The sequence below is a fragment of the Streptomyces sp. NPDC050759 genome (assembly GCF_044456945.1).
Lineage (GTDB): Bacteria > Actinomycetota > Actinomycetes > Streptomycetales > Streptomycetaceae > Streptomyces.
The window spans coordinates 36,877-60,025 of the sequence record NZ_JBITGI010000031.1; the positions used below are offsets into that span (position 1 = coordinate 36,877).

Below are 23,149 nucleotides of genomic sequence, written 5' to 3' on the forward strand. Positions count from 1 at the left end.
TGGTCGATCTCGCCTACACTCGGAGCCGTGCCACGTGGTGACGGACGACTCAACCACGACCTGCTCCCCGGTGAGAAGGGCCCCCAGGACGCTTGCGGCGTCTTCGGTGTCTGGGCTCCGGGCGAAGAGGTCGCCAAGCTCACGTACTTCGGGCTCTACGCCCTCCAGCATCGGGGCCAGGAATCCGCGGGAATCGCGGTCAGCAACGGCTCCCAGATCCTCGTCTTCAAGGACATGGGCCTCGTGTCCCAGGTCTTCGACGAGACCTCTCTCGGTTCGCTCCAGGGTCACCTTGCGGTCGGTCACGCCCGCTACTCGACCACCGGCGCCTCCACCTGGGAGAACGCCCAGCCGACGTTCCGTGCCACCGCGCACGGTTCCATCGCGCTCGGCCACAACGGCAACCTGGTCAACACGGCGCAGCTCGCCGAGATGGTCGCCGACCTGCCCAAGCAGGAGGGCCGTAGCCCGCGTGTGGCCGCCACCAACGACACCGACCTGCTCACCGCGCTCCTCGCGGCCCAGGTCGACGAGGACGGCAAGCCCCTGACCATCGAGGAGGCGGCCCACTCCGTCCTCCCGAAGGTGCGCGGCGCCTTCTCCCTCGTCTTCATGGACGAGCACACCCTCTACGCCGCCCGCGACCCGCAGGGCATCCGCCCGCTGGTCCTCGGCCGCCTGGAGCGCGGCTGGGTCGTCGCCTCCGAGTCCGCCGCCCTCGACATCTGCGGCGCGAGCTACGTCCGCGAGATCGAGCCGGGCGAGTTCGTCGCCATCGACGAGAACGGCCTGCGCACCTCCCGATTCGCGGAAGCGAAGCCCAAGGGCTGTGTCTTCGAGTACGTCTATCTGGCGCGCCCCGACACCGACATCGCCGGCCGGAACGTGTACCTCTCCCGCGTGGAGATGGGCCGCAAGCTCGCCAAGGAAGCGCCCGTCGACGCCGACCTGGTCATAGCGACCCCGGAATCCGGCACCCCGGCCGCCATCGGCTACGCGGAGGCCTCCGGCATCCCCTTCGGTGCGGGCCTGGTGAAGAACGCCTACGTCGGCCGTACGTTCATCCAGCCCTCCCAGACCATTCGCCAGCTCGGCATCCGCCTGAAGCTGAACCCGCTCAAGGAAGTCATCAAGGGCAAGCGTCTGGTCGTCGTCGACGACTCGATCGTCCGCGGCAACACCCAGCGCGCCCTGGTCCGCATGCTCCGCGAGGCGGGCGCCGCCGAGGTCCACATCCGGATCTCCTCGCCCCCCGTGAAGTGGCCCTGCTTCTTCGGCATCGACTTCGCCACCCGCGCCGAGCTCATCGCCAACGGCATGACCATCGACGAGATCGGCACCTCGCTGGGCGCCGACTCCCTGGCGTACATCTCCATCGACGGCATGATCGAGGCGACCACCATCGCCAAGCCGAACCTCTGCCGCGCCTGCTTCGACGGCGAGTACCCGATGGAGCTCCCGGACCCCGAGCTGCTCGGCAAGCAGCTCCTGGAGACCGAGCTGGCCGCAGGGCCCGCCGCCACGGCCGCGGCCGACGCGATCCGTCGCCCGTAGGCAGCCCGTCATACCTGCCGTACGACACGAAGGTTCTCTACTGCCATGTCTGAGACAACTGGTGCCAGCTACGCAGCCGCGGGCGTCGATATCGAGGCGGGCGACCGCGCCGTAGAACTCATGAAGGAGTGGGTGAAGAAGACCCAGCGCCCCGAGGTCCTCGGCGGCCTCGGCGGGTTCGCCGGCCTCTTCGACGCCTCCGCCCTCAAGCGCTTCGAGCGTCCCCTGCTCGCCTCCGCCACCGACGGCGTCGGCACCAAGGTCGACATCGCGCGCCAACTCGGCGTCTACGACACCATCGGCCACGACCTGGTCGCGATGGTCATGGACGACATCGTGGTGTGCGGTGCCGAGCCGCTCTTCATGACCGACTACATCTGTGTCGGCAAGGTCCACCCCGAGCGGGTCGCCGCGATCGTCAAGGGCATCGCCGAGGGCTGTGTGCTCGCCGGCTGCGCCCTGGTGGGCGGTGAGACGGCCGAGCACCCGGGTCTGCTGGGCCCGGACGACTTCGACGTCGCCGGCGCCGGTACGGGCGTCGTGGAGGCCGACCGGCTGCTCGGCGCGGATCGCATCCGTAAGGGTGACGCGGTCATCGCCATGGCGGCCTCGGGTCTTCACTCGAACGGGTACTCGCTCGTGCGGCATGTGCTCCTGAACGAGGCGGGCCTCGCCCTGGACGCCCGGATCGGCGAGCTCGGCCGCACCCTCGGCGAGGAACTCCTGGAGCCCACCAAGATCTACTCACTGGACTGCCTGGCCCTGCTCCGCACGGCCGAGGTGCACGCCTTCTCGCACGTCACCGGCGGCGGTCTGGCGGCCAACCTGGCCCGTGTGATCCCCGACGGCCTGCACGCCGTCGTGGACCGCACCACCTGGACCCCGGGCCCGGTCTTCGACCTCGTCGGCAGGACGGGTCAGGTCGAGCGCCTGGAGCTGGAGAAGACCCTGAACATGGGCGTCGGCATGATCGCGATCGTGCCCGAGGAGTCGGCGGACGTCGCCCTGGCCACCCTGGCCGACCGCGGGGTCGAGTCATGGGTCGCGGGCGAGATCACGGACCGCGGTGAGCACACCACGGGTGCCGAGCTCGTCGGTGACTACGCCTAGGAACTGACAGGCAGCGCAAAACCCGGTCCGGTGGTGTGGACCACCCCGGACCGGGTTACGCACAGCTGGGTCGTCAAGCTCCGCGGCGTTGAGACGCAGGACCGGACTCGTCGTCCTCGTCCTCGTCGTCGTTATAGAGATCCGCGTACTGGGCGTACGGGTCGTCTTCTTCGTCGTCCTCGAACGGCTCGCCATTCGGCGGCTGACTCGAAGTCGAAGCGCCCAGCTCATTGGCCAGACGCGAGAGGTCAGTCCCGCCGCTGCTGTACTTCAGCTGGCGGGCGACCTTCGTCTGCTTGGCCTTTGCCCGGCCGCGCCCCATGGCTCGACCCCCTCGAATACGGGGCTCGGTGGCCCCAGAGTCTTGACACGCGTTCATGATCTAGAACGGGCTCTCCGCGGAGAGACCGGTCCGTAGGGCTTCCACGGTACCTGAGCCCACGCCCATACGGTACGTCGCCCGCAGCACGTGCCCTGGCCCAGAACCCTCGGGGAGCCCCGTCCCCGCTGGTCAACCGCGATTTTAACCACTTCTTCGCGGCCGACCCGCCGACGAACGTGAGAGTTCTCTCTAAGTGTGCGCCGACGGGTACCGGTCAAACGTCAGCGCACCGGTTTCCTGGCCGCCTCGTGCATCCGCTGCTCGGCGATCCGGTCGGCCGCCGCGGCCGGCGGAATCCCGTCTTCCTTCGCACGTGCGAAGATCGCCAGTGTGGTGTCGAAGATCTTCGCGGCCTTCGCCCGGCACCGCTCGAAGTCGAACCCGTGCAGTTCGTCGGCGACCTGGATGACCCCGCCGGCGTTCACCACGTAGTCCGGCGCGTAGAGGATTCCGCGGTCGGCGAGGTCCTTCTCCACGCCCGGGTGGGCGAGCTGGTTGTTGGCGGCGCCGCAGACCACCTCGGCGGTCAGCACCGGCACGGTGTCGTCGTCCAGCGCCCCGCCCAGCGCGCAGGGCGCGTAGATGCCCAGACCGTCGATGCGGATCAGCTCGTCGGTGTCCTTCACGGCCATGACGTCCCGGTGCCGCTCGGTGATCCGCCGTACGGCGTCCTCGCGCACGTCCGTGACGAAGACCTCGGCGCCCTCCTTCACGAGGTGCTCCACCAGGTGGTGGCCGACCTTGCCGACGCCGGCGATGCCGACCCGCTTCGCGCGCAGTGAGGGGTCGCCCCACAGGTGCTGCGCGGAGGCCCGCATGCCCTGGTAGACGCCGTAGGCGGTGAGGACGGAGGAGTCGCCGGCGCCGCCGTTCTCGGGGGAGCGGCCGGTGGTCCAGCGGCATTCACGGGCGACAACATCCATGTCGGCGACGTACGTGCCGACGTCGCACGCGGTGACGTAGCGCCCGCCGAGGGAGGCCACGAAGCGGCCGTAGGCGAGAAGCAGTTCCTCGCTCTTGTCGCGCTCCGGGTCGCCGATGATCACGGCCTTGCCGCCGCCGTGGTCGAGCCCGGCCATGGCGTTCTTGTACGACATCCCGCGCGCGAGGTTCAGCGCGTCGGCGACGGCCTCCTGCTCGCTCGCGTACGGGTAGAAGCGGGTCCCGCCGAGGGCGGGGCCGAGCGCGGTGGAGTGGAGGGCGATGACGGCCTTGAGGCCGCTCTTGCGGTCCTGGCAGAGCACGACCTGCTCATGACCGCCCTGGTCCGAGTGGAACAGGGTGTGCAGCACGTCGGCAGCGGCGCCGGTTACGTCGGTCACTGTGGTGACTCCTGGGTACATTGCGGCGATGGGACACAGGCGCCCGTAAGGGTGGCGGGACCTGTGAGCACGAGATTAGGGCTTGTGGCGGCCCGTGACCGTGCAGTGCTCAGGATCACCTCCTCCCGGGGGACGGTCGTGCGACGATTTGCATAGTTTTCCCGCGCGTTTGTGTGCGGGTTTCGCAGGTTTTCCCGGCAGGCGGCGGGGGAGAGAGCAGGCGTGCCCAAGGTGTCCTCGGTGATCGTCCCGTACGCGACCTATCTGCGCGTGTACGAACCGCTGGCCGCCTTCCCCGAACCCGAGCGCAGTCACTGGGCCCGGTACGCCCGCCGCCCGGACCGTCCGTCGTACCAGGACGAACTGCGTCGCTCCCTGGCCGACCTGCTGCCGACCCCGCCGGTCCCGGTGCCGGTGCACGAGAGCAGCGACGCCTTCGTGCTCGACGTGGACGGCGTGGTGTGCGTGTGCCCGTGGCGCACCCGGCTGCGCGGCTGGCTGGCCCTGGAGGAGCTCGGGGAGGAGCTGCCGGGGCCGGTCCTGGACGCGGTGCTGCCCGAGGTCGTACGCCGCCAGACCGCCCAGGACTACGAGCGCTGGCTCGCCCGGAACCCGGACGCCCGGCCCTGGATCCGCACCGCGACCTGGCAGGTGCCGCTGAACTGGTTCGTGCTCGTCTCCGACGAGGAGCGGCGCTTCGACAAGGGTTCCGGCGACATCCCGCCGATGCTGCGCTACCGCACACCCATGGTGCAGGCCCGGCGGCGCGTGGCGCGGGCTCTGAGGGCCTTGAAGGACGCCATCGACGAGGGGCCGCTCATCGACGGTCTGATCGACGTGGGGCGCTGGCTGGAGGAGTTCCACCCGCGCTCGCTGGTCGAGCTCGACTACGGCGGTCTGGTGCATGTGCTGCCGCCCGGCGAGCTGGAGGACGACCACTCGGCGGCGGACGTGGCCGAGGGCATCGAGGCGCTCAGGCACGGCGACGGGGCCGCGGCGGGCGAGGCCTACGGGCGGCTCGTGGAGCGCTGGCGGGGCATCAGGGACCGGCGCTCGGCGAACTGAATGTGCGCCATGTCACGAACTGGCGTTTGACCTGACGCCCGTTTTGGGGTTTCGTCCTCGCTCAAGGTGTCAGCTTCCCCTGAAGTCTCACCGACAAGGGACGTAGGTTCCCGATCCGGGCGTACACCTCACGGAGTGTCAAGCGTGACGGACGGCACGTACCCGGCTCTTGCGTCTCTTGCCCCTCCTCATGCCAAAATAGGACAAGGGGCCCGGGGGAGGTTCCGCTTTGGGGGGTCTGGTGACTCCTGATCGCTCTGTGACTGATCGTCACAGTGGCGTGACTGTCCGCTATGGCATGGTCCATCGGCTTCCGTCGCCGATGAACACCTGGGGGGCAATTCCATCGGTTTGGCCGACGCGGCTGGACGGATGGTGTAGTTGTAGTGCCGAGGACAAGCCGTTCGTCCTATAACCGACTCGACCCGCATCCGCCATTTCGGGCAACGCGGGTCAAGGTGCAGAATTTAGAGGAAAGAACCGAGAACGATCGGTTCTCCCGAGGAGGCCGCTCATGACCGCTCGCACCCCTGACGCCGAGCCGCTGCTGACCCCGGCTGAGGTCGCCACGATGTTCCGCGTGGACCCGAAGACGGTCACGCGGTGGGCGAAGGCCGGCAAGCTCACTTCGATTCGTACGCTCGGCGGGCACCGCCGTTACCGCGAGGCCGAGGTCCGCGCTCTGCTCGCGGGCATCCCGCAGCAGCGCAGCGAGGCCTGAACAACTGAATAACCGGGCAAACCGGCTGGCCCCCCAGTTGGCCGCGCCGCCCGAACCCTGGCTCCAAGCGACGCGGGTCCTGCCCCAACAGGGCCCATTCTCCACCTCGTCGTCGATCGCGCTGGACTCCGCCGAGTCCAGCGCGATCTTTTTTGTGTGTGGAAGGTGCGCGGTCGGCAGCCCTGTGGGCGGGCTTGTCGGAGTCTGGGGAGGGGTGTCGGGTCTCCTGTGAGGGGGCCCCTGGCAGGCGTGCGAACAGGAGTGCAATTGCACATATTAAATTGACCTGTTGTAGGGGAGGGGTAAGTTCCACGGTTTCAAAAACTCATGCAGTGACTCCCGTCACATGCCAGAGTCCTTGTTGCCTCCGGCTCCCCTGCGCTAAAGGAGGCATGCGTCCCGGACTCCCGTCGGCGGGGCGGGGGTTGGGCTCCCTCGACGGTCACGCCGGGGAGGGGCTTTCGTCCTCGACGGCCTCGACGGCGTCGTCCCGGGCCGTGACGGTCCGTGGAGCGGAGTCCATCGCCAGTCGCAACAGGCGGTGGCAGATGGGGCAGTGGCGGGTCAGATGCCGGTACGACGTCGCGGCCGCCAGGTGTGCGCGCAGCAGCGCGCGCGTCTCGTGCCTGGCCGTTGCCGCCATACGCCACCTCCGGGCTCCGCTGGGAACGGGGGCCTGGTTTCTGGGTACCGGTGCGACGCGGCGCCGTCAAGATGGCGTGGACGCCGCCAGGCCCTCACGGGGCGCCGAAGTGACCGCCCTGGGGGCTGCCGCCCCCAGCCCCCGGCTTCGGCCTGAAAGGCCTCGTCCTCAAACGCCGGACGGGCTGAGATTGCCTGAACCGGCGTATCGGCCTGAAACGCCGGACGGTCTGGGATTGCCTGGGCCGGGCGTACACACACGAAGAAGACCCGCTCCCCGTTTCCGGGTTGCGGGCCTGACTTCCACTTGCGGTCCTGACGGGATTTGAACCCGCGGCCTCCACCTTGACAGGGTGGCGAGCACTCCAAACTGCTCCACAGGACCAGGTTTCGCGGCGCTTACTGCTGCGTTGCGCTGCGAGAAGGACTGTACAGGAGCAGGGAGGTCCTGGTCGAACTCACCCTGTGTGCGGGTGCCGTCACGGTGCCAGCGTGTCGATCGTCTTCACGATCCGCTTGTCGGAGATCGGGTACGCCGTGCCGAGCGCGTGGGCGAAATAGCTGACCCGCAGCTCCTCGATCATCCAGCGGACGTCCAGAACCTGCTGGGGCACGGGCCGGCCCTGCGGAAGCTGCTCCAGGAGCCAGGCGTACTCGTCCTGCATCTCGTGGACCTTCTCCATACGGGTCGTGTCCCGCTGGACGTTCGTCGGCATCTGCTGGAGGCGGCGGTCCGCCGCGACCAGGTAGCGCATCAGGTCGGGCAGCCGGCGCAGCCCCGTCGCCGTAACGAACCCCGGCTTCACCAGCGCGTCCAGCTGCGCCCGTACGTCCGCCAGGTTCGCCAGCAGCGCCGGGCTCCGTACGGCCTTCAGGCGCCGCTCACAGGCCTGCCAGGCGGCGAGCACCTGCTGCACCTGACCGACCGTACGGACCGTGGTGTCGACGATCTCGGCGCGCACCTTGTCGTACAGCTTCCGGTACGACTCCTCGTCCCACGCCGGCCCTCCGAAGTCCCCGATCAGCTTGTCCGCGGCAGCGGTCGCGCAGTCGTCGAACAGCGCCTGGATCGAGCCGTGCGGATTCGACGACAGGGCGAGCTTCTGGGGGTTCGTCAGCTTCTCGGACGCGAACTTCGCCGGGCTGACCGGGATGTTGCGCACGATCAGCCGCCGCGTGCCCTTCCACATCGCCTCGGCCTGCTCCGCCTCCGTGTCGAAGAGCCGGACCGAGACGGTGTCACCGTCGTCCACCAGCGCCGGGTACGCCTTCACCGGCTGTCCCGCCCGGCGGGTCTCGAAGACGCGCGTGAGCGTGCCGATCGTCCAGTCCGTCAGGCCCTTGCGCTCCAGGGACTCGCCGCCCTCGCGGGACGCGGTCGCGGCCGCCGCCTGCGACAGGGCCTGGCGCGCCTTCGGCCGGAGCTTTTGCCGCAACGCCTCCAGGTCCTTGTCCTCGGCCAGATTCCGGCGCCGCTCGTCGACGATCCGGAAGGTGATCCGCAGATGCTCCGGGACCCGCGTCCAGTCGAAGTCCTCCGCGTCGAACGGCACGCCGACCATGCGCTTCAGCTCGCGGGCCATCGTGACCGTCAAAGGCTCCTGGAGGGGGACGGCCGTATCCAGGAAGCGCCGCGCGAAGTTCGGCGCCGGTACGTAGTTGCGGCGGATCGGCTTGGGCAGGGAACGGATCAGCTCCGTCACCAACTCCTCCCGCAGACCCGGGATCTGCCAGTCGAAGCCGTCGTCCGTCACCTGGTTCAGGACCTGGAGCGGGATGTGGACCGTCACACCGTCCGCGTCCGCGCCCGGCTCGAACTGGTACGTCACCCGGAACTTCAGAGGCCCCTGCCGCCAGGTGTCGGGATAGTCGGCCTTCGTGACCGCCTCCGCCGACTCCCGGATGAGCATCTCCCGCTCGAAGTCCAGGAACTCCGGCTGCTCGTGCCGCTTGTGCTTCCACCACGAGTCGAAGTGCGCCCCGGACACCACGTGTTCGGGCACCCGCTGGTCGTAGAAGTCGAACAGCGTGTCGTCGTCGACCACGATGTCCCGGCGCCGCGCCCGGTGCTCCAACTCCTCGACCTCGCTGAGGAGTCTGCGGTTGTCGGCGAAGAACTTGTGATGCGTACGCCAGTCACCCTCCACGAGGGCGTTGCGGATGAAGAGCTCACGGCTCGACTCCGGGTCGATACGGCCGTAGTTCACCTTCCGCTGGGCCACGATCGGCACGCCGTACAGCGTGACCTTCTCGTACGCCATCACCGCGGCCTGGTCCTTCTCCCAGTGCGGTTCGGAGTACGTCCGCTTCAACAGGTGCTCGGCGAGCGGCTCGACCCACTCCGGCTCGATCTTCGCGTTGACGCGCGCCCACAGGCGCGAGGTCTCCACCAGCTCCGCCGACATGACGAACCGCGGCTGCTTCTTGAAGAGCGCCGAGCCCGGGAAGATCGCGAACTTGGCGCTCCGGGCGCCGAGATACTCGTTCTTGTTGCCGTCCTTCACGTCCTTCATGCCGATGTGCGAGAGCAGACCGGCGAGGAGGGAGACGTGGACGCTCTGGTCGGGGGCGTCGTCCTCGTTCAGATGGATGCCCATCTGCTTGGCGACCGTGCGCAGCTGGGAGTAGATGTCCTGCCACTCGCGGATGCGCAGGAAGTTCAGGTACTCCTGCTTGCACATCCGGCGGAAGGACGACGAGCCGCGCTCCTTCTGCTGCTCGCGGACATAGCGCCACAGGTTGAGGTAGGCGAGGAAGTCGCTGGTCTCGTCCTTGAAGCGGGCGTGCTGCTGGTCGGCCTGGGTCTGCTTGTCGGCCGGGCGCTCGCGCGGGTCCTGGATGGAGAGCGCGGCGGCTATGACCATGACCTCGCGGACACAGCCGTTCTTGTCGGCCTCCAGGACCATACGGGCCAGGCGCGGGTCGACGGGCAGCTGGGCGAGCTTGCGGCCGGTGTCGGTCAGCCGCTTGCGGGCGTCCTTCTGCGCCGGGTCCAACGCGCCCAGTTCCTGCAGGAGTTGGACGCCGTCGCGGATGTTGCGGTGGTCCGGCGGGTCGATGAACGGGAACTTCTCGATGTCGCCGAGGCCGGCCGCGGTCATCTGGAGGATGACGGAGGCGAGGTTCGTCCGCAGGATCTCGGCGTCCGTGAACTCCGGCCTGCCGTTGAAGTCCTCTTCGCTGTACAGCCGGATGCAGATGCCGTCCGACGTACGGCCGCAGCGGCCCTTGCGCTGGTTGGCGCTGGCCTGCGAGACCGGCTCGATGGGCAGCCGCTGGACCTTGGTGCGGTGGCTGTAACGGCTGATCCGGGCGAAACCGGGGTCGATCACGTACTTGATGCCCGGGACGGTGAGGGAGGTCTCCGCGACGTTGGTCGCCAGAACGATCCTGCGCCCGGTGTGCTGCTGGAAGACGCGGTGCTGCTCGGCGTGCGAGAGCCGGGCGTAGAGGGGCAGGACCTCGGTGAACCGGTAGTTCTTCTTCGTCAGCGCGTCCGCGGTGTCGCGGATCTCCCTCTCGCCCGAGAGGAAGACGAGGATGTCGCCCTTGCCCTCGCCCTGGAGCTCCTCCACGGCGTCGCAGATCGCGGTGATCTGGTCGCGGTCGGAGTCGTCGGAGTCATCTTCCAGGAGGGGGCGGTAGCGGACTTCCACGGGATACGTCCGCCCGCTCACCTCTACGATCGGCGCATCCCCGAAGTGCCGCGAGAACCGCTCGGGGTCGATGGTCGCCGAGGTGATCACGACCTTGAGGTCGGGGCGCTTCGGCAGCAGCTGGGCCAGATACCCGAGCAGGAAGTCGATGTTGAGGGACCGCTCGTGGGCCTCGTCGATGATGATCGTGTCGTAGGCGCGCAGCTCGCGGTCGGTCTGGATCTCGGCGAGCAGGATGCCGTCCGTCATCAGCTTCACGAAGGTCGCGTCCTGGTTCACCTGGTCGGTGAACCGCACCTTCCAGCCGACGGCCTCGCCGAGCGGGGTGTCCAGTTCCTCGGCGACCCGCTCGGCGACCGTACGGGCGGCGATACGACGGGGCTGGGTGTGCCCGATCATGCCCTTCACGCCCCGGCCGAGCTCAAGGCAGATCTTCGGGATCTGGGTGGTCTTGCCGGAGCCCGTCTCACCGGCGACGATCACGACCTGGTGATCGCGGATGGCGGCCGCGATGTCGTCCTTCTTCTGGCTGACCGGGAGCTGCTCGGGATAGGACACGGCGGGCACGCGCGCACTGCGCGCACGCACGCGCTCCTCGCCCTTGCCGACCTCCGCCTCGATCTCGGACAGCACGGCGGACCGCGCCTCCGGCTTGCGGATCCTGCGCGCGCCTTCGAGCCTGCGCCCGAGCCGGTGCGCGTCGCGCAGGGACAGCTCGGTCAGGCGGGCGGCGAGATCCCCGAAGGCGGGGGTACGGGGGGCGGGGGCAGGGTGCGTAGACATACGCGATCCAGGATCTCATCCCCGGGAAATTACTGGCGAACGGTTTTGGCCCCGGTCGTTCACAGACACGTGCACATACAACAAGACCCCGATCCGGGGATCGGGGTCTGTGCTGTGGCTGGGGCCGGGGTCGAACCGGCGACCTACCGCTTTTCAGGCGGTCGCTCGTACCAACTGAGCTACCCAGCCGCGAGGCTTCCGGGGAAACCTCAGCGGTCCTGACGGGATTTGAACCCGCGGCCTCCACCTTGACAGGGTGGCGAGCACTCCAAACTGCTCCACAGGACCAAGCGTTGCGCACGAACAGTGTCGCACACGGTGATGCGTGCCCCCAACGGGATTCGAACCCGTGCTACCGCCTTGAAAGGGCGGCGTCCTAGGCCGCTAGACGATGAGGGCTATCGGCCCGCCTGGGCGCTTCGCAGCGCGTCGGGGACGTGAGAAGCATATGGGATGCCGGGAGGTATCGCCAAAACCGTTTAGGGGCTGCCCGTGGGCGAGGCCGTCGGGGAACCCGTGCGCGAACCCGTGGGGGAGGGGGTCGCTCCCGGCTGGTTGTCCTCCGGGAGGTGGCGGCTGACCTCCGCCGTCGTGAGGCCGAGGCCGCCGAGTTTGATCTCGTCCCAGGCCTGCAGACGGCGGGTGTCGCGGTCCATGTAGAGGATCGAGGCCTCGATGGGGTCGGGGTACTTGCCCTCGACGGCCCGTAGCCCGCTGCCGCCGGTGGAGCCCTCCACCCGCAGGCGGGTGCCCTTCTTCATGACCTCCATCTCCTGGTGGTGGAGGTGGCCCGAAAGGATCATCGGGACCTCGCCGTCGACCTCGCGGGCCGCCGAGGGCTCATGGGCGATCGCGAGGTCGACCGGCGTGCCCGCGGCCCGCTGCGCGCGCAGGGCCGCGGCCAGGCGGTCGCCCGCGGCCTCCTGGGACTCGTCGGCACCCGGGTTCGTGGAGCGGTCGGGGGTGAACTGGGGGTCCCCCATGCCGGCGAAGCGCAGTCCCGCGATCGTCTCCGCCTCGCCGTTGTCCAGGACGTGCACCCGCTTCAGGCCCTCCATGTAGCGCTGGGTGGTGAGGGAGTCGTGGTTGCCGCGGACCCAGACGTAGGGCGCGCCGAGGTCGGGGATCGGGTCCAGGAAGCCGTTCTCCGCGGCCGTGCCGTGGTCCATGGTGTCGCCGGAGTCGACGATCACGTCGACCTTGTACTGCTCCACGAGCGAGGCGATGATCTTCCAGCTCGCGGGGTTCAGATGGATGTCGGAGACGTGCAGGACCCGGATGGTGGTGGGGTCCGGCTGGTAGGCGGGGAGGGTGGACGTGACGTCGTAGAGCTTCGTCACGTTCGTCACCAGGCGGGCCAACTCCTTCTGGTAGACGTCGAATTCGGTGACGATGCTGCGCGCGTTGCCGACCAGGGACGGGGCGGAGGAGAGCAGTCCGGAGAACTTCGGCTCCAGGACGGACTCCGGGTTCCAGGTGGCGTACGCCGTGCCGCCGCAGGCCGCCAGGAGGGTCAGGGCGAGGCCGCCGGCCGCGAGGGCCCGGCGCGGGCGGCGGTAGACGGCGAGGCCGAGGGCCGTGGCGCCGGACACCACGGCGACGACGGAGCGGACGGCCAGGTCGAGGGTGCCGTGCTCGACATCCGTCGCCACCTCGTCCTGGAGGCCGGAGAGGCGCTCGGGGTGGTCGACGAGGGCCTGGGAGCGTTCCGGGTCGAGTTGGTCGACGTTGACGTCGAGGCGGACGGGCGCCTGGTGGCTGTCCAGCTGGAGCGCGCCGAGCGGGGACACGTTGATCTTCGTGCCGCCGGTCAGGGACGGGCGCAGGGTCATCGTCGTGTTCATGGGGCCGACCGGGACCCGGACGTTGCCGACGATTAGCAGACCGAGCCATGCGCCCAGAAGGACGACGGCGACCAGGCCGAGGGCGCGGGTCCAGGGGTGCGGCTGGGGGACGAGCTCGACGGACGGGTGGGATCGGCGCCTGCCGTACTGGCGGGCGAGGGCTCGCGGGGGCTTGCGTAGGGCGTTCAGGATGCTCCGGACGTTCAGGACTGCGGCGGGGACGCGGGCCATTGGTCCCGTATGCCCAAGTCCGCTCGTGGATATGCGGGCGTGCTCATGACTCTCGTACGGATGGGTCGTACCGGAGAATGGGCGTGTGCTGGAGATGACGCGCGAGGAGTTCGAGGAACTGGTCGCCGAGGCCCTGGACCGGATTCCGCCGGAGTTGACGCGGCTGATGGACAACGTCGCGGTGTTCGTCGAGGACGAACCGCCGACGGACGATCCCGAGCTGCTCGGGCTGTACGAGGGCACTCCGCTGACCGACCGGGGCGAGTGGTACGCCGGGGTGCTGCCGGACCGCATCACGATCTACCGGGGGCCGACGCTGCGGATGTGCGATTCGCGGGAGGACGTCGTCGCGGAGACCGAGGTGACGGTCGTGCACGAGATCGCCCATCACTTCGGGATCGACGACGCGCGGCTGCACGCACTCGGCTACGGCTGAGTCCGTTTCGGACGGGGCGCGTGTCCTCTTGTGGGCGGCGGGAGTTGGGCAGGTTGACTTTTTGACGACCGCCCTCGGAGGTGGCTGCTCGTGCGCCCCTTGTACGTACCCGTCCGTCTGGCCGCCACGGTCATGGCCGTCGCCGCCGCCGCGGGCTGCATGAGCGTGGGCGGGACCGGCGGAGACGACGGCGCGAAGCCGTCGCACTCCGCCGGTGAGCGGGGCGGTGCGGCGCCGGACGGGGGATCCGCGGGCTCGGGCGGTTCCGTGGGGCTCGGCGGGGCGGGCCCGGACGGCAAGCACGGCAAGCACAAGGGGAAGGGTGGCGAGGAGCCGGCGTCCCCGTCGGCGTCGGCCTCGGCGCGTGCGTCGGCCTCCGCGGGGGCGAGGCCGGGGAAGTCGGCCCAGCCGGTGCCGTCGGCGACGAGGAGCGACCCGGCACCCACCCGTACGCCCGATCCGGAGCCGCCGGCCTCCAGCGAGCCGCCCGCGTCGCCCACCCTGTCGCCGCCGCCCGCCGAACCGTCGTCGTCGGCGCAGCCGGAGACGGGCCCGCAGCTGAGCCAGCGGGAGCCGGCGCCCACGGCGGGGTCGCCGGTGTGACGGAGACGGGCCGCGAGTGACCTCGGATACATACAGGGCACTTGGTTTGCCTTCGTGGGTGGGGGGTGCGTATGGTTATAGATCGTTTGATCATTTGCCCGGCGCCAAAGCAGAAGAGCGCCGTGTGGCGCGTTCTCTCCCTTACCGTGGCTGACCGCATAGAGGCGGTCGTATTGCGAATCACGGAGTTGACGGGCGCGTGCCGACGAGACTCCGGAAGGTTTCGCATACGCATGTCCATTTCCAGTACTGATCACGTCGTCGTGCCCGAGAACGAGGGCACCGAGGACGTCACCGAGGCCACCACTGACGAAGTCACCTTCGCGAGCCTCGGTCTCCCCGAGGGCGTTGTGCGCAAGCTCGCCCAGAACGGCGTGACCACCCCCTTCCCGATCCAGGCCGCGACCATCCCGGACGCCCTGGCCGGCAAGGACATCCTCGGCCGTGGCCGCACCGGCTCCGGCAAGACCCTCTCCTTCGGTCTGCCGACCCTGGCCCGCCTCTCCGGCGGCCGCACCGAGAAGCACAAGCCGCGCGCCGTCATCCTCACCCCGACCCGTGAGCTCGCGATGCAGGTCGCGGACGCGCTCCAGCCCTACGGCGACGTCCTCGGCCTGAAGATGAAGGTCGTCTGCGGCGGTACGTCCATGAGCAACCAGATCTACGCCCTGGAGCGCGGTGTCGACGTGCTCGTCGCCACTCCGGGCCGGCTGCGTGACCTCATCAACCGCGGCGCCTGCTCCCTGCAGGACATCGAGGTCGCCGTCATCGACGAGGCCGACCAGATGTCCGACCTGGGCTTCCTGCCCGAGGTCACCGAACTGCTCGACCAGGTCCCGGCCGGCGGCCAGCGGATGCTGTTCTCGGCCACGATGGAGAACGAGATCTCCACGCTGGTCAAGCGCTACCTGAGCAACCCGGTCACGCACGAGGTCGACAGCGCCCAGGGCAACGTGACGACCATGTCGCACCACATCCTGATCGTGAAGCCCAAGGACAAGGCGCCGGTCACCGCGGCCATCGCCTCCCGCAAGGGCCGCACCATCATCTTCGTCCGCACCCAGCTGGGCGCCGACCGCATCGCCGAGCAGCTGTGCGACTCCGGTGTGAAGGCCGACGCGCTGCACGGCGGTATGACGCAGGGCGCGCGCACCCGGGTGCTGGAGGACTTCAAGAAGGGCTACGTCAACGCGCTCGTCGCGACCGACGTCGCCGCCCGTGGCATCCACGTCGACGGCATCGACCTGGTCCTGAACGTCGACCCCGCCGGTGACCACAAGGACTACCTGCACCGCGCCGGGCGTACCGCTCGCGCGGGCCGCACCGGCACGGTCGTATCCCTGTCCCTGCCGCATCAGCGCCGGCAGATCTTCCGGCAGATGGAGGACGCGGGCGTCGACGCCGGGCGTCACATCATCAACTCCGGTACGGCCTTCGAGCCCGAGGTCGCCGAGATCACCGGCGCCCGTTCGATGACCGAGGTCCAGTCCGAGTCCGCGGCCAACGCGGCTCAGCAGGCCGAGCGCGAGGTCGCCGACCTCACCAGGCAGCTGGAGCGGGCGCAGCGGCGCGCGACCGAGCTGCGCGAGGAGGCCGACCGCCTGGTCGCCCGGGCCGCCCGCGAGCGCGGTGAGGACCCGGAGACGGCGGTCGCCGAGGCGCAGGCCGTGGTGGCCGAGGCCGTGGAGGCGGCGGTGGCCGAGGCCGCTGTCGCCGCGCAGGCCGCCGAGCGTCCCGCGTACGAGCAGCCGCGTCAGCGCCGTGACGAGCGGGGCAACTACGAGCGTCGTGACGACCGTGGTGGCCGTTCCTTCGAGCGTCGTGACGACCGCTCCTCGGGTGGCTTCAACCGCGACCGCCGTGACGGCGAGCGGGGCGGGTTCCGCCGTGACGACCGTCGGGACGACCGTGGTGGCCGTTCCTTCGAGCGTCGTGACGACCGTCCCTCGGGTGGCGGTTTCAACCGTGACCGTCGTGACGACCGCCCCAGTGGTGGTGGGTTCAACCGTGACCGTCGTGACGAGCGTCCCTCGGGCGGCTTCCGCCGCGACGACCGTCCCACGGGCGGTTTCAACCGTGACCGTCGTGACGACCGCCCCAGCGGTGGTGGGTTCAACCGTGACCGTCGTGACGAGCGTCCCTCGGGCGGCTTCCGCCGCGACGACCGTCCCACGGGTGGCTTCAGCCGCGACCGCCGTGACGAGCGTCCGTCCACCCACCGGGGCAGCGACCGTCCCTTCAACCGCGACCGTCAGGGCGACCGCCCCACCGGCGGCGGCTTCCGCTCCGGTGGCCACGACCGCCCCTCCGGACGTCGTGACGACCACCGCGGCACCGGCACCGGCACCGGCACCGGTTCCTTCGGCCGCCGCGACGACAAGCCGCGCTGGAAGCGCAACGGCTGACGCCTCTGAGAAGTGAACGCCGTGGCCCCCCGTCGTATCCGACGGGGGGCCACGGCGTTTGTCGTGTCACCCCGTGTGCCCCGACAGAAAGGGCTCTCCGTGAAGGTGAGGAGAAGGTAAGATCAGCCCACTTATGAGACGGGCGTGATGGCCGGGGGGCCAGGGACACCGCACGCCGGTGGGCCGTCCGTCTCCTTCTCAGGGGGTCTTCCTTGGCTCGTCATGCCGCCGTACGTCTACGTCTCGTCGCCGCTTCCGCCGTACTGGCGGCCGGTCTGAGCCCGCTGCTGCCGTCGACGGCCGTCGCGGACGTGCCGCAGGAGACGGTGGTGCCGGCAGCGCTCCGGGACTACGGTCTCTCGGCGGCGCTCAAGTCGCCGTCGACCGGCAATGGTCATGACGCCGCCGGTGCGCAGGGTGTCTTCCACACGATGGAGGGCCGCGGCGGACTGCTGTGGACGCGTTACACCGACGGCGAGTCGGTGGTCGTTCCGGAGGCGCCCGCGGGCACGGCCCTCGGGACGACCGGCACCGACGTCCTGGCGTACCAGTCCGCGGACCGCGTCGACTTCTGGGACGCGAGGGACGGCACCAGCCGCAGCCTGCGGATCCCGGACGGACTCGGCTACGACACGTCGTACGACAATCTCACGATCGGCTTCCGGATCGTGACCGCCGAGGACGGCACGTCCACCCGGCAGATGCACCTCCTGACGCCGGGACCGGACGGGGCCACCGCCGATCTGACCGTCACGGGTGGACCGGCCGGTCTCGTGCTCGGGTGGGCCCTCGGTGCGGATTCCGGGATGCTGTACTTCCGTGCCTCGGTGGCCGGGGAGACAGGGCTGGCCGCGGTGGACCGCGCGACCGGTGAGGTGCGGGGCTGGAGCGGCCCGCTCCCCGTTTCGTACCGCAGGGTGAGCGTGGGCGGCGGCCACGTCGTCGTCCACGCCCTCGACAAGGCCACGGTTCTGGTGCTGCCGCGGGACCTGTCGGCCGCCCCCGTGGAGCTCAGGCTCGCCGGCGTCAGCGACGGGGCGAACGCCACCTACAACCTCGCCGTGGTCGGTGACTGGCTGGTCAACGGGGTCAATTCGACTACCGCGCAGCCCCTGGCCGGCGGTGCGCCGGTGACCCTGCTGCGGACCTCGCAGAACGGGATCGCGGCCGGCCACGACGGCACCGCCGTGAAGATCGGCAGCGGCACCGGTGAGCAGGCCATCCAGCGCCTCACCCCGGGCGCGGACGGCGGTCCGCCCGTCGTCACCCTGGTCAAGCCCCTGCCCAAGCCGCCGCGGCCGATCCAGGGGCTGTCCCTGGAGCAGGGGCGGCTCGTCGGTATGGACTACCCCCGGGAGCCGACGCGTGCCGACTGGGTGCGGACCGTGGCCGCGTCCGGGACCCCCGCCTTCGGTGAGCGCGGCAACTTCACCACCGATGTGGTCCATCCCGTCTGCACGGACACGGACGTGGCCTGCGGCCAGGTCAACGGCACCGCGGACGGCCGTATCGTCTGGCTCTCGCGCGACGGGACCTCCGACCGGATCAGCGTCCACGGCCCCGGCGACGACGGTGTCTGGGAGCGCACCGGCCTTCCCACGGGCGGGCGGGTCACCGATGTCTCGGGCCGTTACCTCCTCTTCACGTCGCCCACCACGCAGTACGTCCTCCGGCTCGACGACGACGGCGCTCCGGTCGTCACCCGCGCCCCCGGCGCCGCGGCCCTCTCCGGCGACGTGCTGTGGACCCCGGGCACCACCCCGGGCGCCGTCACCGCGTACGACCTGACGGCGAAGAAGACGACCGAGACCCTGACGACCGACGCGGGATGCACGCCGACCGAACTCCAGGCGCTGGGCCGCTATCTGTACTGGACGTGTGACGGCAAGGCCGGCGTCTACGACCGTACGGCGAAGCAGTCCGTGTCCGTGCCGACGGGCGAGGCCAAGCTCGGTGACGGGTACGTCGTCACGCACGACGAGCAGGCCGGGAAGCTGACGCTCACCACGGTCGCCGGTGGGACGCCCGCGAGCCGGGTGATCGGCGATATGCCGGGCACCGGGGTCTCGCAGCGTGACGTGCGCTGGACCGTCGACGAGGCGGGCGCCAACGCGGCCTATGTGGATGCCGGCGAGCAGGTCCACCTCGTGCCCTCCGGCGTGGCACAGCAGCCGCTGCGGCTGCTCGCCCCGGCGACGAGCGCGTCCACCGTCAAGGCACGTGAGTTCGACACGATCCCCGACACCCTGACCACCGTGCTGCTGTCCAAGCCGTCCTCCGGCTGGGACCTGACCGTCCGCAACCGCGCGACCGGCAAGGTCTACACCGATGGCCGGCAGGGCACGGCGGCGCGCGGCGAGCTGAACGTCGGTTGGTTCGGTCTGGACCCCGACCCCACGAGGACCGGTGACGCGTTCGTGCCGAACGGTTCCTACGACTGGACCCTGACCGTCACCCCGGCGGACGGCGTCGGCGCCCCGCTCCAGGTGCGCGGCACGGTCCGGCTGGTGAAGGGCGAGCCGGTCCGCCACGACCACGCGGGCGACGACGGGTTCGGCGACCTGCTCACCCTCAACTCCTCGGGCACGGCGACCTTCCAGCAGGGCACGGGCAAGGGCACCTTCTCGGGGAAGGTGAGCGGCAACGGCTGGCCGACGAGCGCCAAGTTCGTCTCGTTCGGCGATCTGAGCGGCGACCGCTGCAACGACGTGCTCGTACGGCTGAGCAGCGGGGCCCTGCGCCTGTACAAGCCCGGCTGCGGGGCCGCGGTGAAGCCGTCGACGTCGTACACCTCGCTGGGGGCCAGCGGCTGGAACCAGTACGACGTGCTGACCTCGGCCGGTGACCTCACCAAGGACGGCCGTCCGGACCTGATCGCCCGCAATTCCGCCACCGGGACGGTCTACCTGTACAAGGGCACCAGCTCGGGCAAGCTCTCCGCGCGCGTGAAGCTCTACGACAACTGGAAGACGTACAAGAAGGTCGTGGGCGCCGGGGACCTCAACGGCGACGGCATCGGTGACCTGCTCGCGCAGGACAAGGCCAACACGCTGTACCGGTACTACGGCAAGGGCAATGGCACGTTCTCGGCGCGGACCAAACTGTTCGCGAACTGGGGCGGGTCGTACAACGCCGTGGTCGGGGTCGGGGACATCACCGGGGACGGGAAGAGTGACCTGGTCTCCCGGGACAGCGGCGGCAATCTGTACCGCAACGACGGCAACGGCAAGGGGTCGTTCGGGGCTCGGGTGAAGATCGCGAGCGGCTGGCAGGTCTACAAGGGCATTTTCTAGCCAAGTTGTGATGCATGTCACGCCCCTGGTGAGGGAATCGCTGGGGGCATGACAGATGACGCCATAGCGAGCGGGCAGAAAGGCCCTTCCGAATCGGGCCTTTCCGACGAAGAACGGCTTGCCCAGCTCGGCTACACGCAGGTCCTGGCCCGCCGCATGTCGGCGTTCTCCAACTACGCGGTCTCCTTCACGATCATCTCGGTCCTGTCGGGCTGCCTGACTCTCTACCTCTTCGGCATGAACACGGGCGGTCCGGCCGTGATCACCTGGGGCTGGGTCGCTGTAGGCCTGATGACCCTGTTCGTCGGCCTGTCGATGGCCGAGATCTGTTCGGCGTACCCGACGTCCGCGGGCCTGTACTTCTGGGCCCACCGCCTGGCGCCGCCCCGGACCGCGGCCGCCTGGGCGTGGTTCACGGGCTGGTTCAACGTGCTCGGCCAGGTGGCGGTGACGGCGGGCATCGACTTCGGCGCCGCGTCCTTCCTCGGGGCCTATCTGAACCTGCAGTTCGACTTCGAGGTGACGCCCGGCCGGACCGTGCTGCTGTTCGCCGCGATCCTGATCCTGCACGGCCTGCTGAACACCTTCGGCGTACGGATCGTGGCCCTGCTGAACAGCGTGAGCGTGTGGTGGCACGTGGTCGGCGTGGCGGTGATCGTCGGAGCCCTCACCTTCGCCCCGGACCACCACCAGTCGGCGTCCTTCGTCTTCGGCGAGTTCGTCAACAACACGGGCTGGGGCAGCGGCTTCTACGTCGTCCTGCTCGGCCTCCTGATGGCCCAGTACACCTTCACCGGCTACGACGCCTCGGCCCACATGACCGAGGAGACCCACGACGCGTCGACGGCCGGCCCGAAGGGCATCGTCCAGTCGATCTGGACCTCGTGGATAGCGGGCTTCGTCCTGCTCCTGGGCTTCACGTTCGCGATCCAGTCCTACGACGGCGCACTTTCGTCGCCGACGGGGGCACCGCCGGCCCAGATCCTCCTGGACGCCCTGGGCGCGACGGCGGGCAAGCTGCTCCTGCTGGTCGTCATCGGCGCCCAGCTGTTCTGCGGGATGGCCTCGGTGACCGCCAACAGCCGCATGATCTACGCCTTCTCACGCGACGGCGCGCTGCCGTTCTCGCATCTGTGGCACACGGTGAGCCCCCGCACCCGGACCCCGGTGGCGGCGGTGTGGCTGGCGGCGGCGGGGGCACTGCTGCTCGGGCTGCCATACCTGATCAACTACACGGCCTACGCGGCGGTGACGTCCGTCGCGGTGATCGGCCTCTACATCGCCTACGTCATCCCGACGTTGCTGCGGCTGCGCAAGGGTGACGCCTTCGACCGCGGACCGTGGCACCTGGGCCGCTGGTCACGTGCGATCGGCGTGGTCTCGGTGGCGTGGGTCGTCGTCATCACGATCCTCTTCATGCTCCCGCAGGTCTCCCCGGTCACCTGGGAGACCTTCAACTACGCCCCGATCGCCGTCCTGGTCGTCCTCGGCTTCGCCTGGACCTGGTGGGTGGCCTCGGCCCGCCACTGGTTCCTGAACCCCGACCACGAACGCACCAGGGCCCGCGAGGCGGCCCGCGCGAACGCCCCCGAACCGGTCGATCCCTGACCTTCCACCCCGTTCCGCCGCCCCGACACGGCCGTGTCCCCGATACCCGATCGGAGACACGGCCACGTCCCGCTATGCTCGGGGAGGCAACATCGCCTGGGCCCTTAGCTCAATTGGCAGAGCAGTGGACTTTTAATCCATTGGTTGTGGGTTCGAGTCCCACAGGGCCTACCCCGAAGCCCCAGTTCAGACCACTTCTGAGCTGGGGCTCGCTGCGTTTTGGGGAGCTCGCTGATCGTTAGCTCGCCCATTGCTCGCCCGAAGTGCAGACGATCATGGGTTCTTGCCGTCCTGCTCGTCCAGGAGCTCGACTAGTTCTCCGGGCGCGACGTGGCCCAGGCCGCCAGCCCACTTGACTGGGTGAATCCCGTGCGCTTCGAGGCCGGGGACGAACTCCTCGGGCAGTATGCCGCCCTCTCGGAGGTTGAGGCCGCGAAGCGCCTGCTTCGCCGAGAGGGGTAGGTCATTCCAGAATTGCGTGATTCGCGCCTTATACGTATTCATGTGCCCTAGGAGAACAGAAGGGCGCGGGGTCGAGCGCCTCCATTAAACGTGCACATGGAGCGGCCCCGGTCGGCGACGGAATCAGCCGGCCAGGGCCACTGCAGCTGTCAGGTGCCGGCCTGGACGATGAGTGTGCCCACCGTGCGCGGGCCGGGCGGCGCGGCCAGCACCTGCGTGCGCACGTCCGTGTAGCCGTACCGGTCGAGCAGCTGCTCCCACACCTCCGGCTCGTAGTCCCAGCGCTTCACGACGAGCGGGTCCTCGTCGGGACCGCGCGGAATGTACGACGCCTGGCAGCCGTAGCAACCCTCGACCGGGGGCCGCTGGGAGAAGACGAACCGGCCAACCGGGCGCAGCCGCTCACGGACGGCAGGCAGCAGCAGCGCCGGGTCGGTGAACCAGGCGGCGCCGTACACCGAATACACGGCATCGAAGCCGTCCAGGTCCTCCTGCAGGAAACGGACCGCCTCCGCGCGGAGCAGTTCCAGTCCCGACATCTGCCCCGACCGCTCGCGCGCCGAGCCCAGCTGCCTGGGCGAGAAGTCGACACCTACGGCGCGCATGCCGAGGGCGGCCAAGTGCGCGGCGTTGCCGCCCTTGCCGCAGCCGAGATCCAAGACCCGGCCGCCGCCTGGAAGCTCGAGGAGTTCGGCGCCAGGGCCGTGGTCTTCGTACTGGGTCCAGTTGAACCAAGTCGTCTCGCCGCGGGCGTTCATTCGCCGGCGCTCGGGCCTCTGTCGTGCGTAGGTGTCCCAGGCGACCGCCGCGTCTGTCACTGCCTGCTCCGCTCCTAGGGCCAGCCGCCCGGCACGAGACCGGACGGCTGGAGTGTCCTACTTCTCCGGCAACGGCGCCATGGTCGGCCACGAGACGTCAGACGACCCCGCCGCCGCCAAGCTGTGCTCGGAGGCGTTCACTGCCGTCTGGGACCGCGCGATCCCCCCCGACCAGTACGACATCCGCTGACCAGAAAGCACCAGCTGCCAGCCC

Annotated in this window: 17 protein-coding genes and 5 tRNA genes; 11 read left to right on the forward strand and 11 right to left on the reverse strand. The window is 69.5% G+C overall.

Features of this window, described 5'->3' with window-relative positions; translation table 11 throughout:
• The first annotated feature begins 27 nt into the window (after positions 1-27).
• Together purF and purM are read left to right on the forward strand one after the other, a co-directional pair.
• Positions 28-1,554, forward strand: a complete 1,527-nt coding sequence (gene purF, locus ACIBJB_RS46225) for an amidophosphoribosyltransferase (protein ID WP_057609342.1) — start codon at positions 28-30, stop codon at positions 1,552-1,554.
• Between the two features lie 45 nt (positions 1,555-1,599).
• Complete coding sequence (gene purM, locus ACIBJB_RS46230; protein ID WP_398940170.1) at positions 1,600-2,664, forward strand: phosphoribosylformylglycinamidine cyclo-ligase; 1,065 nt, start codon at positions 1,600-1,602, stop codon at positions 2,662-2,664.
• A gap of 73 nt (positions 2,665-2,737) precedes the next feature.
• Here purM and ACIBJB_RS46235 read toward each other — a convergent pair whose 3' ends face one another.
• Both ACIBJB_RS46235 and ACIBJB_RS46240 read right to left on the reverse strand, forming a co-directional pair.
• On the reverse strand, positions 2,738-2,986 hold the full coding sequence (locus ACIBJB_RS46235; protein ID WP_053849467.1) for a DUF3073 domain-containing protein: 249 nt from the start codon (positions 2,984-2,986) through the stop codon (positions 2,738-2,740).
• A 281-nt stretch (positions 2,987-3,267) separates the two neighbouring features.
• Entirely contained in the window at positions 3,268-4,368 is a 1,101-nt protein-coding gene (locus ACIBJB_RS46240) for a Leu/Phe/Val dehydrogenase (protein ID WP_398940171.1), read from the reverse strand.
• A 222-nt stretch (positions 4,369-4,590) separates the two neighbouring features.
• On the opposite strand from ACIBJB_RS46240, the gene ACIBJB_RS46245 reads away from it, so the two are divergent.
• Both ACIBJB_RS46245 and bldC read left to right on the forward strand, forming a co-directional pair.
• The gene (locus ACIBJB_RS46245) at positions 4,591-5,433 is read left to right on the forward strand and encodes a hypothetical protein (protein ID WP_398940172.1); all 843 of its coding nucleotides are present in this window, start codon (positions 4,591-4,593) and stop codon (positions 5,431-5,433) included.
• Between the two features lie 514 nt (positions 5,434-5,947).
• Positions 5,948-6,154 carry a developmental transcriptional regulator BldC gene (gene bldC, locus ACIBJB_RS46250; RefSeq protein ID WP_003949541.1) on the forward strand — a complete coding sequence of 69 codons (207 nt, stop codon included), beginning with the start codon at positions 5,948-5,950 and terminating at the stop codon, positions 6,152-6,154.
• Positions 6,155-6,596: 442 nt separating this feature from the next.
• On the opposite strand, the gene ACIBJB_RS46255 is transcribed toward bldC, so the two are convergent.
• The 7 genes from ACIBJB_RS46255 to ACIBJB_RS46285 form a co-directional block, all read right to left on the reverse strand.
• Positions 6,597-6,797 carry a DUF6274 family protein gene (locus ACIBJB_RS46255; RefSeq protein ID WP_398940173.1) on the reverse strand — a complete coding sequence of 67 codons (201 nt, stop codon included), beginning with the start codon at positions 6,795-6,797 and terminating at the stop codon, positions 6,597-6,599.
• A 309-nt stretch (positions 6,798-7,106) separates the two neighbouring features.
• Positions 7,107-7,181, reverse strand: a tRNA-Asp gene (locus ACIBJB_RS46260).
• A gap of 94 nt (positions 7,182-7,275) precedes the next feature.
• Complete coding sequence (gene hrpA, locus ACIBJB_RS46265; protein ID WP_398940174.1) at positions 7,276-11,235, reverse strand: ATP-dependent RNA helicase HrpA; 3,960 nt, start codon at positions 11,233-11,235, stop codon at positions 7,276-7,278.
• Between the two features lie 115 nt (positions 11,236-11,350).
• Positions 11,351-11,424 (reverse strand) — tRNA-Phe (locus ACIBJB_RS46270).
• Between the two features lie 24 nt (positions 11,425-11,448).
• Positions 11,449-11,523 (reverse strand) — tRNA-Asp (locus tag ACIBJB_RS46275).
• 38 nt (positions 11,524-11,561) lie between these two features.
• Positions 11,562-11,634 (reverse strand) — tRNA-Glu (locus ACIBJB_RS46280).
• An 80-nt stretch (positions 11,635-11,714) separates the two neighbouring features.
• Positions 11,715-13,310, reverse strand: coding sequence for a metallophosphoesterase (locus tag ACIBJB_RS46285; protein ID WP_398940175.1), 1,596 nt, complete (start codon positions 13,308-13,310; stop codon positions 11,715-11,717).
• An 85-nt stretch (positions 13,311-13,395) separates the two neighbouring features.
• Between ACIBJB_RS46285 and ACIBJB_RS46290 the strand changes: the two genes are divergently transcribed.
• From ACIBJB_RS46290 to ACIBJB_RS46315, 6 genes are all read left to right on the forward strand, one after another.
• Entirely contained in the window at positions 13,396-13,746 is a 351-nt protein-coding gene (locus tag ACIBJB_RS46290) for a metallopeptidase family protein (RefSeq protein WP_280858677.1), read from the forward strand.
• Between the two features lie 90 nt (positions 13,747-13,836).
• On the forward strand, positions 13,837-14,349 hold the full coding sequence (locus tag ACIBJB_RS46295) for a hypothetical protein (RefSeq protein ID WP_398940176.1): 513 nt from the start codon (positions 13,837-13,839) through the stop codon (positions 14,347-14,349).
• 233 nt (positions 14,350-14,582) lie between these two features.
• Entirely contained in the window at positions 14,583-16,754 is a 2,172-nt protein-coding gene (locus ACIBJB_RS46300; protein ID WP_398940177.1) for a DEAD/DEAH box helicase, read from the forward strand.
• A gap of 212 nt (positions 16,755-16,966) precedes the next feature.
• Complete coding sequence (locus tag ACIBJB_RS46305) at positions 16,967-20,047, forward strand: FG-GAP repeat domain-containing protein (protein ID WP_398940178.1); 3,081 nt, start codon at positions 16,967-16,969, stop codon at positions 20,045-20,047.
• A 48-nt stretch (positions 20,048-20,095) separates the two neighbouring features.
• Entirely contained in the window at positions 20,096-21,655 is a 1,560-nt protein-coding gene (locus ACIBJB_RS46310) for an amino acid permease (RefSeq protein ID WP_398940179.1), read from the forward strand.
• Between the two features lie 98 nt (positions 21,656-21,753).
• Positions 21,754-21,826, forward strand: a tRNA-Lys gene (locus ACIBJB_RS46315).
• A gap of 102 nt (positions 21,827-21,928) precedes the next feature.
• Here the strand turns inward: ACIBJB_RS46315 and ACIBJB_RS46320 are convergent.
• The gene (locus tag ACIBJB_RS46320; protein ID WP_398940181.1) at positions 21,929-22,159 is read right to left on the reverse strand and encodes a hypothetical protein; all 231 of its coding nucleotides are present in this window, start codon (positions 22,157-22,159) and stop codon (positions 21,929-21,931) included.
• 107 nt (positions 22,160-22,266) lie between these two features.
• Positions 22,267-22,935 carry a class I SAM-dependent methyltransferase gene (locus tag ACIBJB_RS46325; RefSeq protein WP_398940182.1) on the reverse strand — a complete coding sequence of 223 codons (669 nt, stop codon included), beginning with the start codon at positions 22,933-22,935 and terminating at the stop codon, positions 22,267-22,269.
• On the opposite strand from ACIBJB_RS46325, the gene ACIBJB_RS46330 reads away from it, so the two are divergent.
• Entirely contained in the window at positions 22,907-23,125 is a 219-nt protein-coding gene (locus ACIBJB_RS46330; protein WP_398940183.1) for a DUF6879 family protein, read from the forward strand. The two genes, ACIBJB_RS46325 and ACIBJB_RS46330, sit on opposite strands and share 29 nt — an antisense overlap.
• Positions 23,126-23,149 lie beyond the last annotated feature (24 nt).

Coding starts and splice junctions, on each gene's coding strand:
- hrpA (WP_398940174.1), bottom strand. CDS start 11,235: ATGTCTACGCACCCTGCCCCCGCCCCCCGTACCCCCGCCTTCGGGGAT.
- bldC (WP_003949541.1), top strand. CDS start 5,948: ATGACCGCTCGCACCCCTGACGCCGAGCCGCTGCTGACCCCGGCTGAG.
- ACIBJB_RS46285 (WP_398940175.1), bottom strand. CDS start 13,310: ATGGCCCGCGTCCCCGCCGCAGTCCTGAACGTCCGGAGCATCCTGAAC.
- ACIBJB_RS46310 (WP_398940179.1), top strand. CDS start 20,096: ATGACAGATGACGCCATAGCGAGCGGGCAGAAAGGCCCTTCCGAATCG.
- ACIBJB_RS46255 (WP_398940173.1), bottom strand. CDS start 6,797: ATGGCGGCAACGGCCAGGCACGAGACGCGCGCGCTGCTGCGCGCACAC.
- ACIBJB_RS46300 (WP_398940177.1), top strand. CDS start 14,583: ATGTCCATTTCCAGTACTGATCACGTCGTCGTGCCCGAGAACGAGGGC.
- ACIBJB_RS46235 (WP_053849467.1), bottom strand. CDS start 2,986: ATGGGGCGCGGCCGGGCAAAGGCCAAGCAGACGAAGGTCGCCCGCCAG.
- purM (WP_398940170.1), top strand. CDS start 1,600: ATGTCTGAGACAACTGGTGCCAGCTACGCAGCCGCGGGCGTCGATATC.
- ACIBJB_RS46320 (WP_398940181.1), bottom strand. CDS start 22,159: ATGAATACGTATAAGGCGCGAATCACGCAATTCTGGAATGACCTACCC.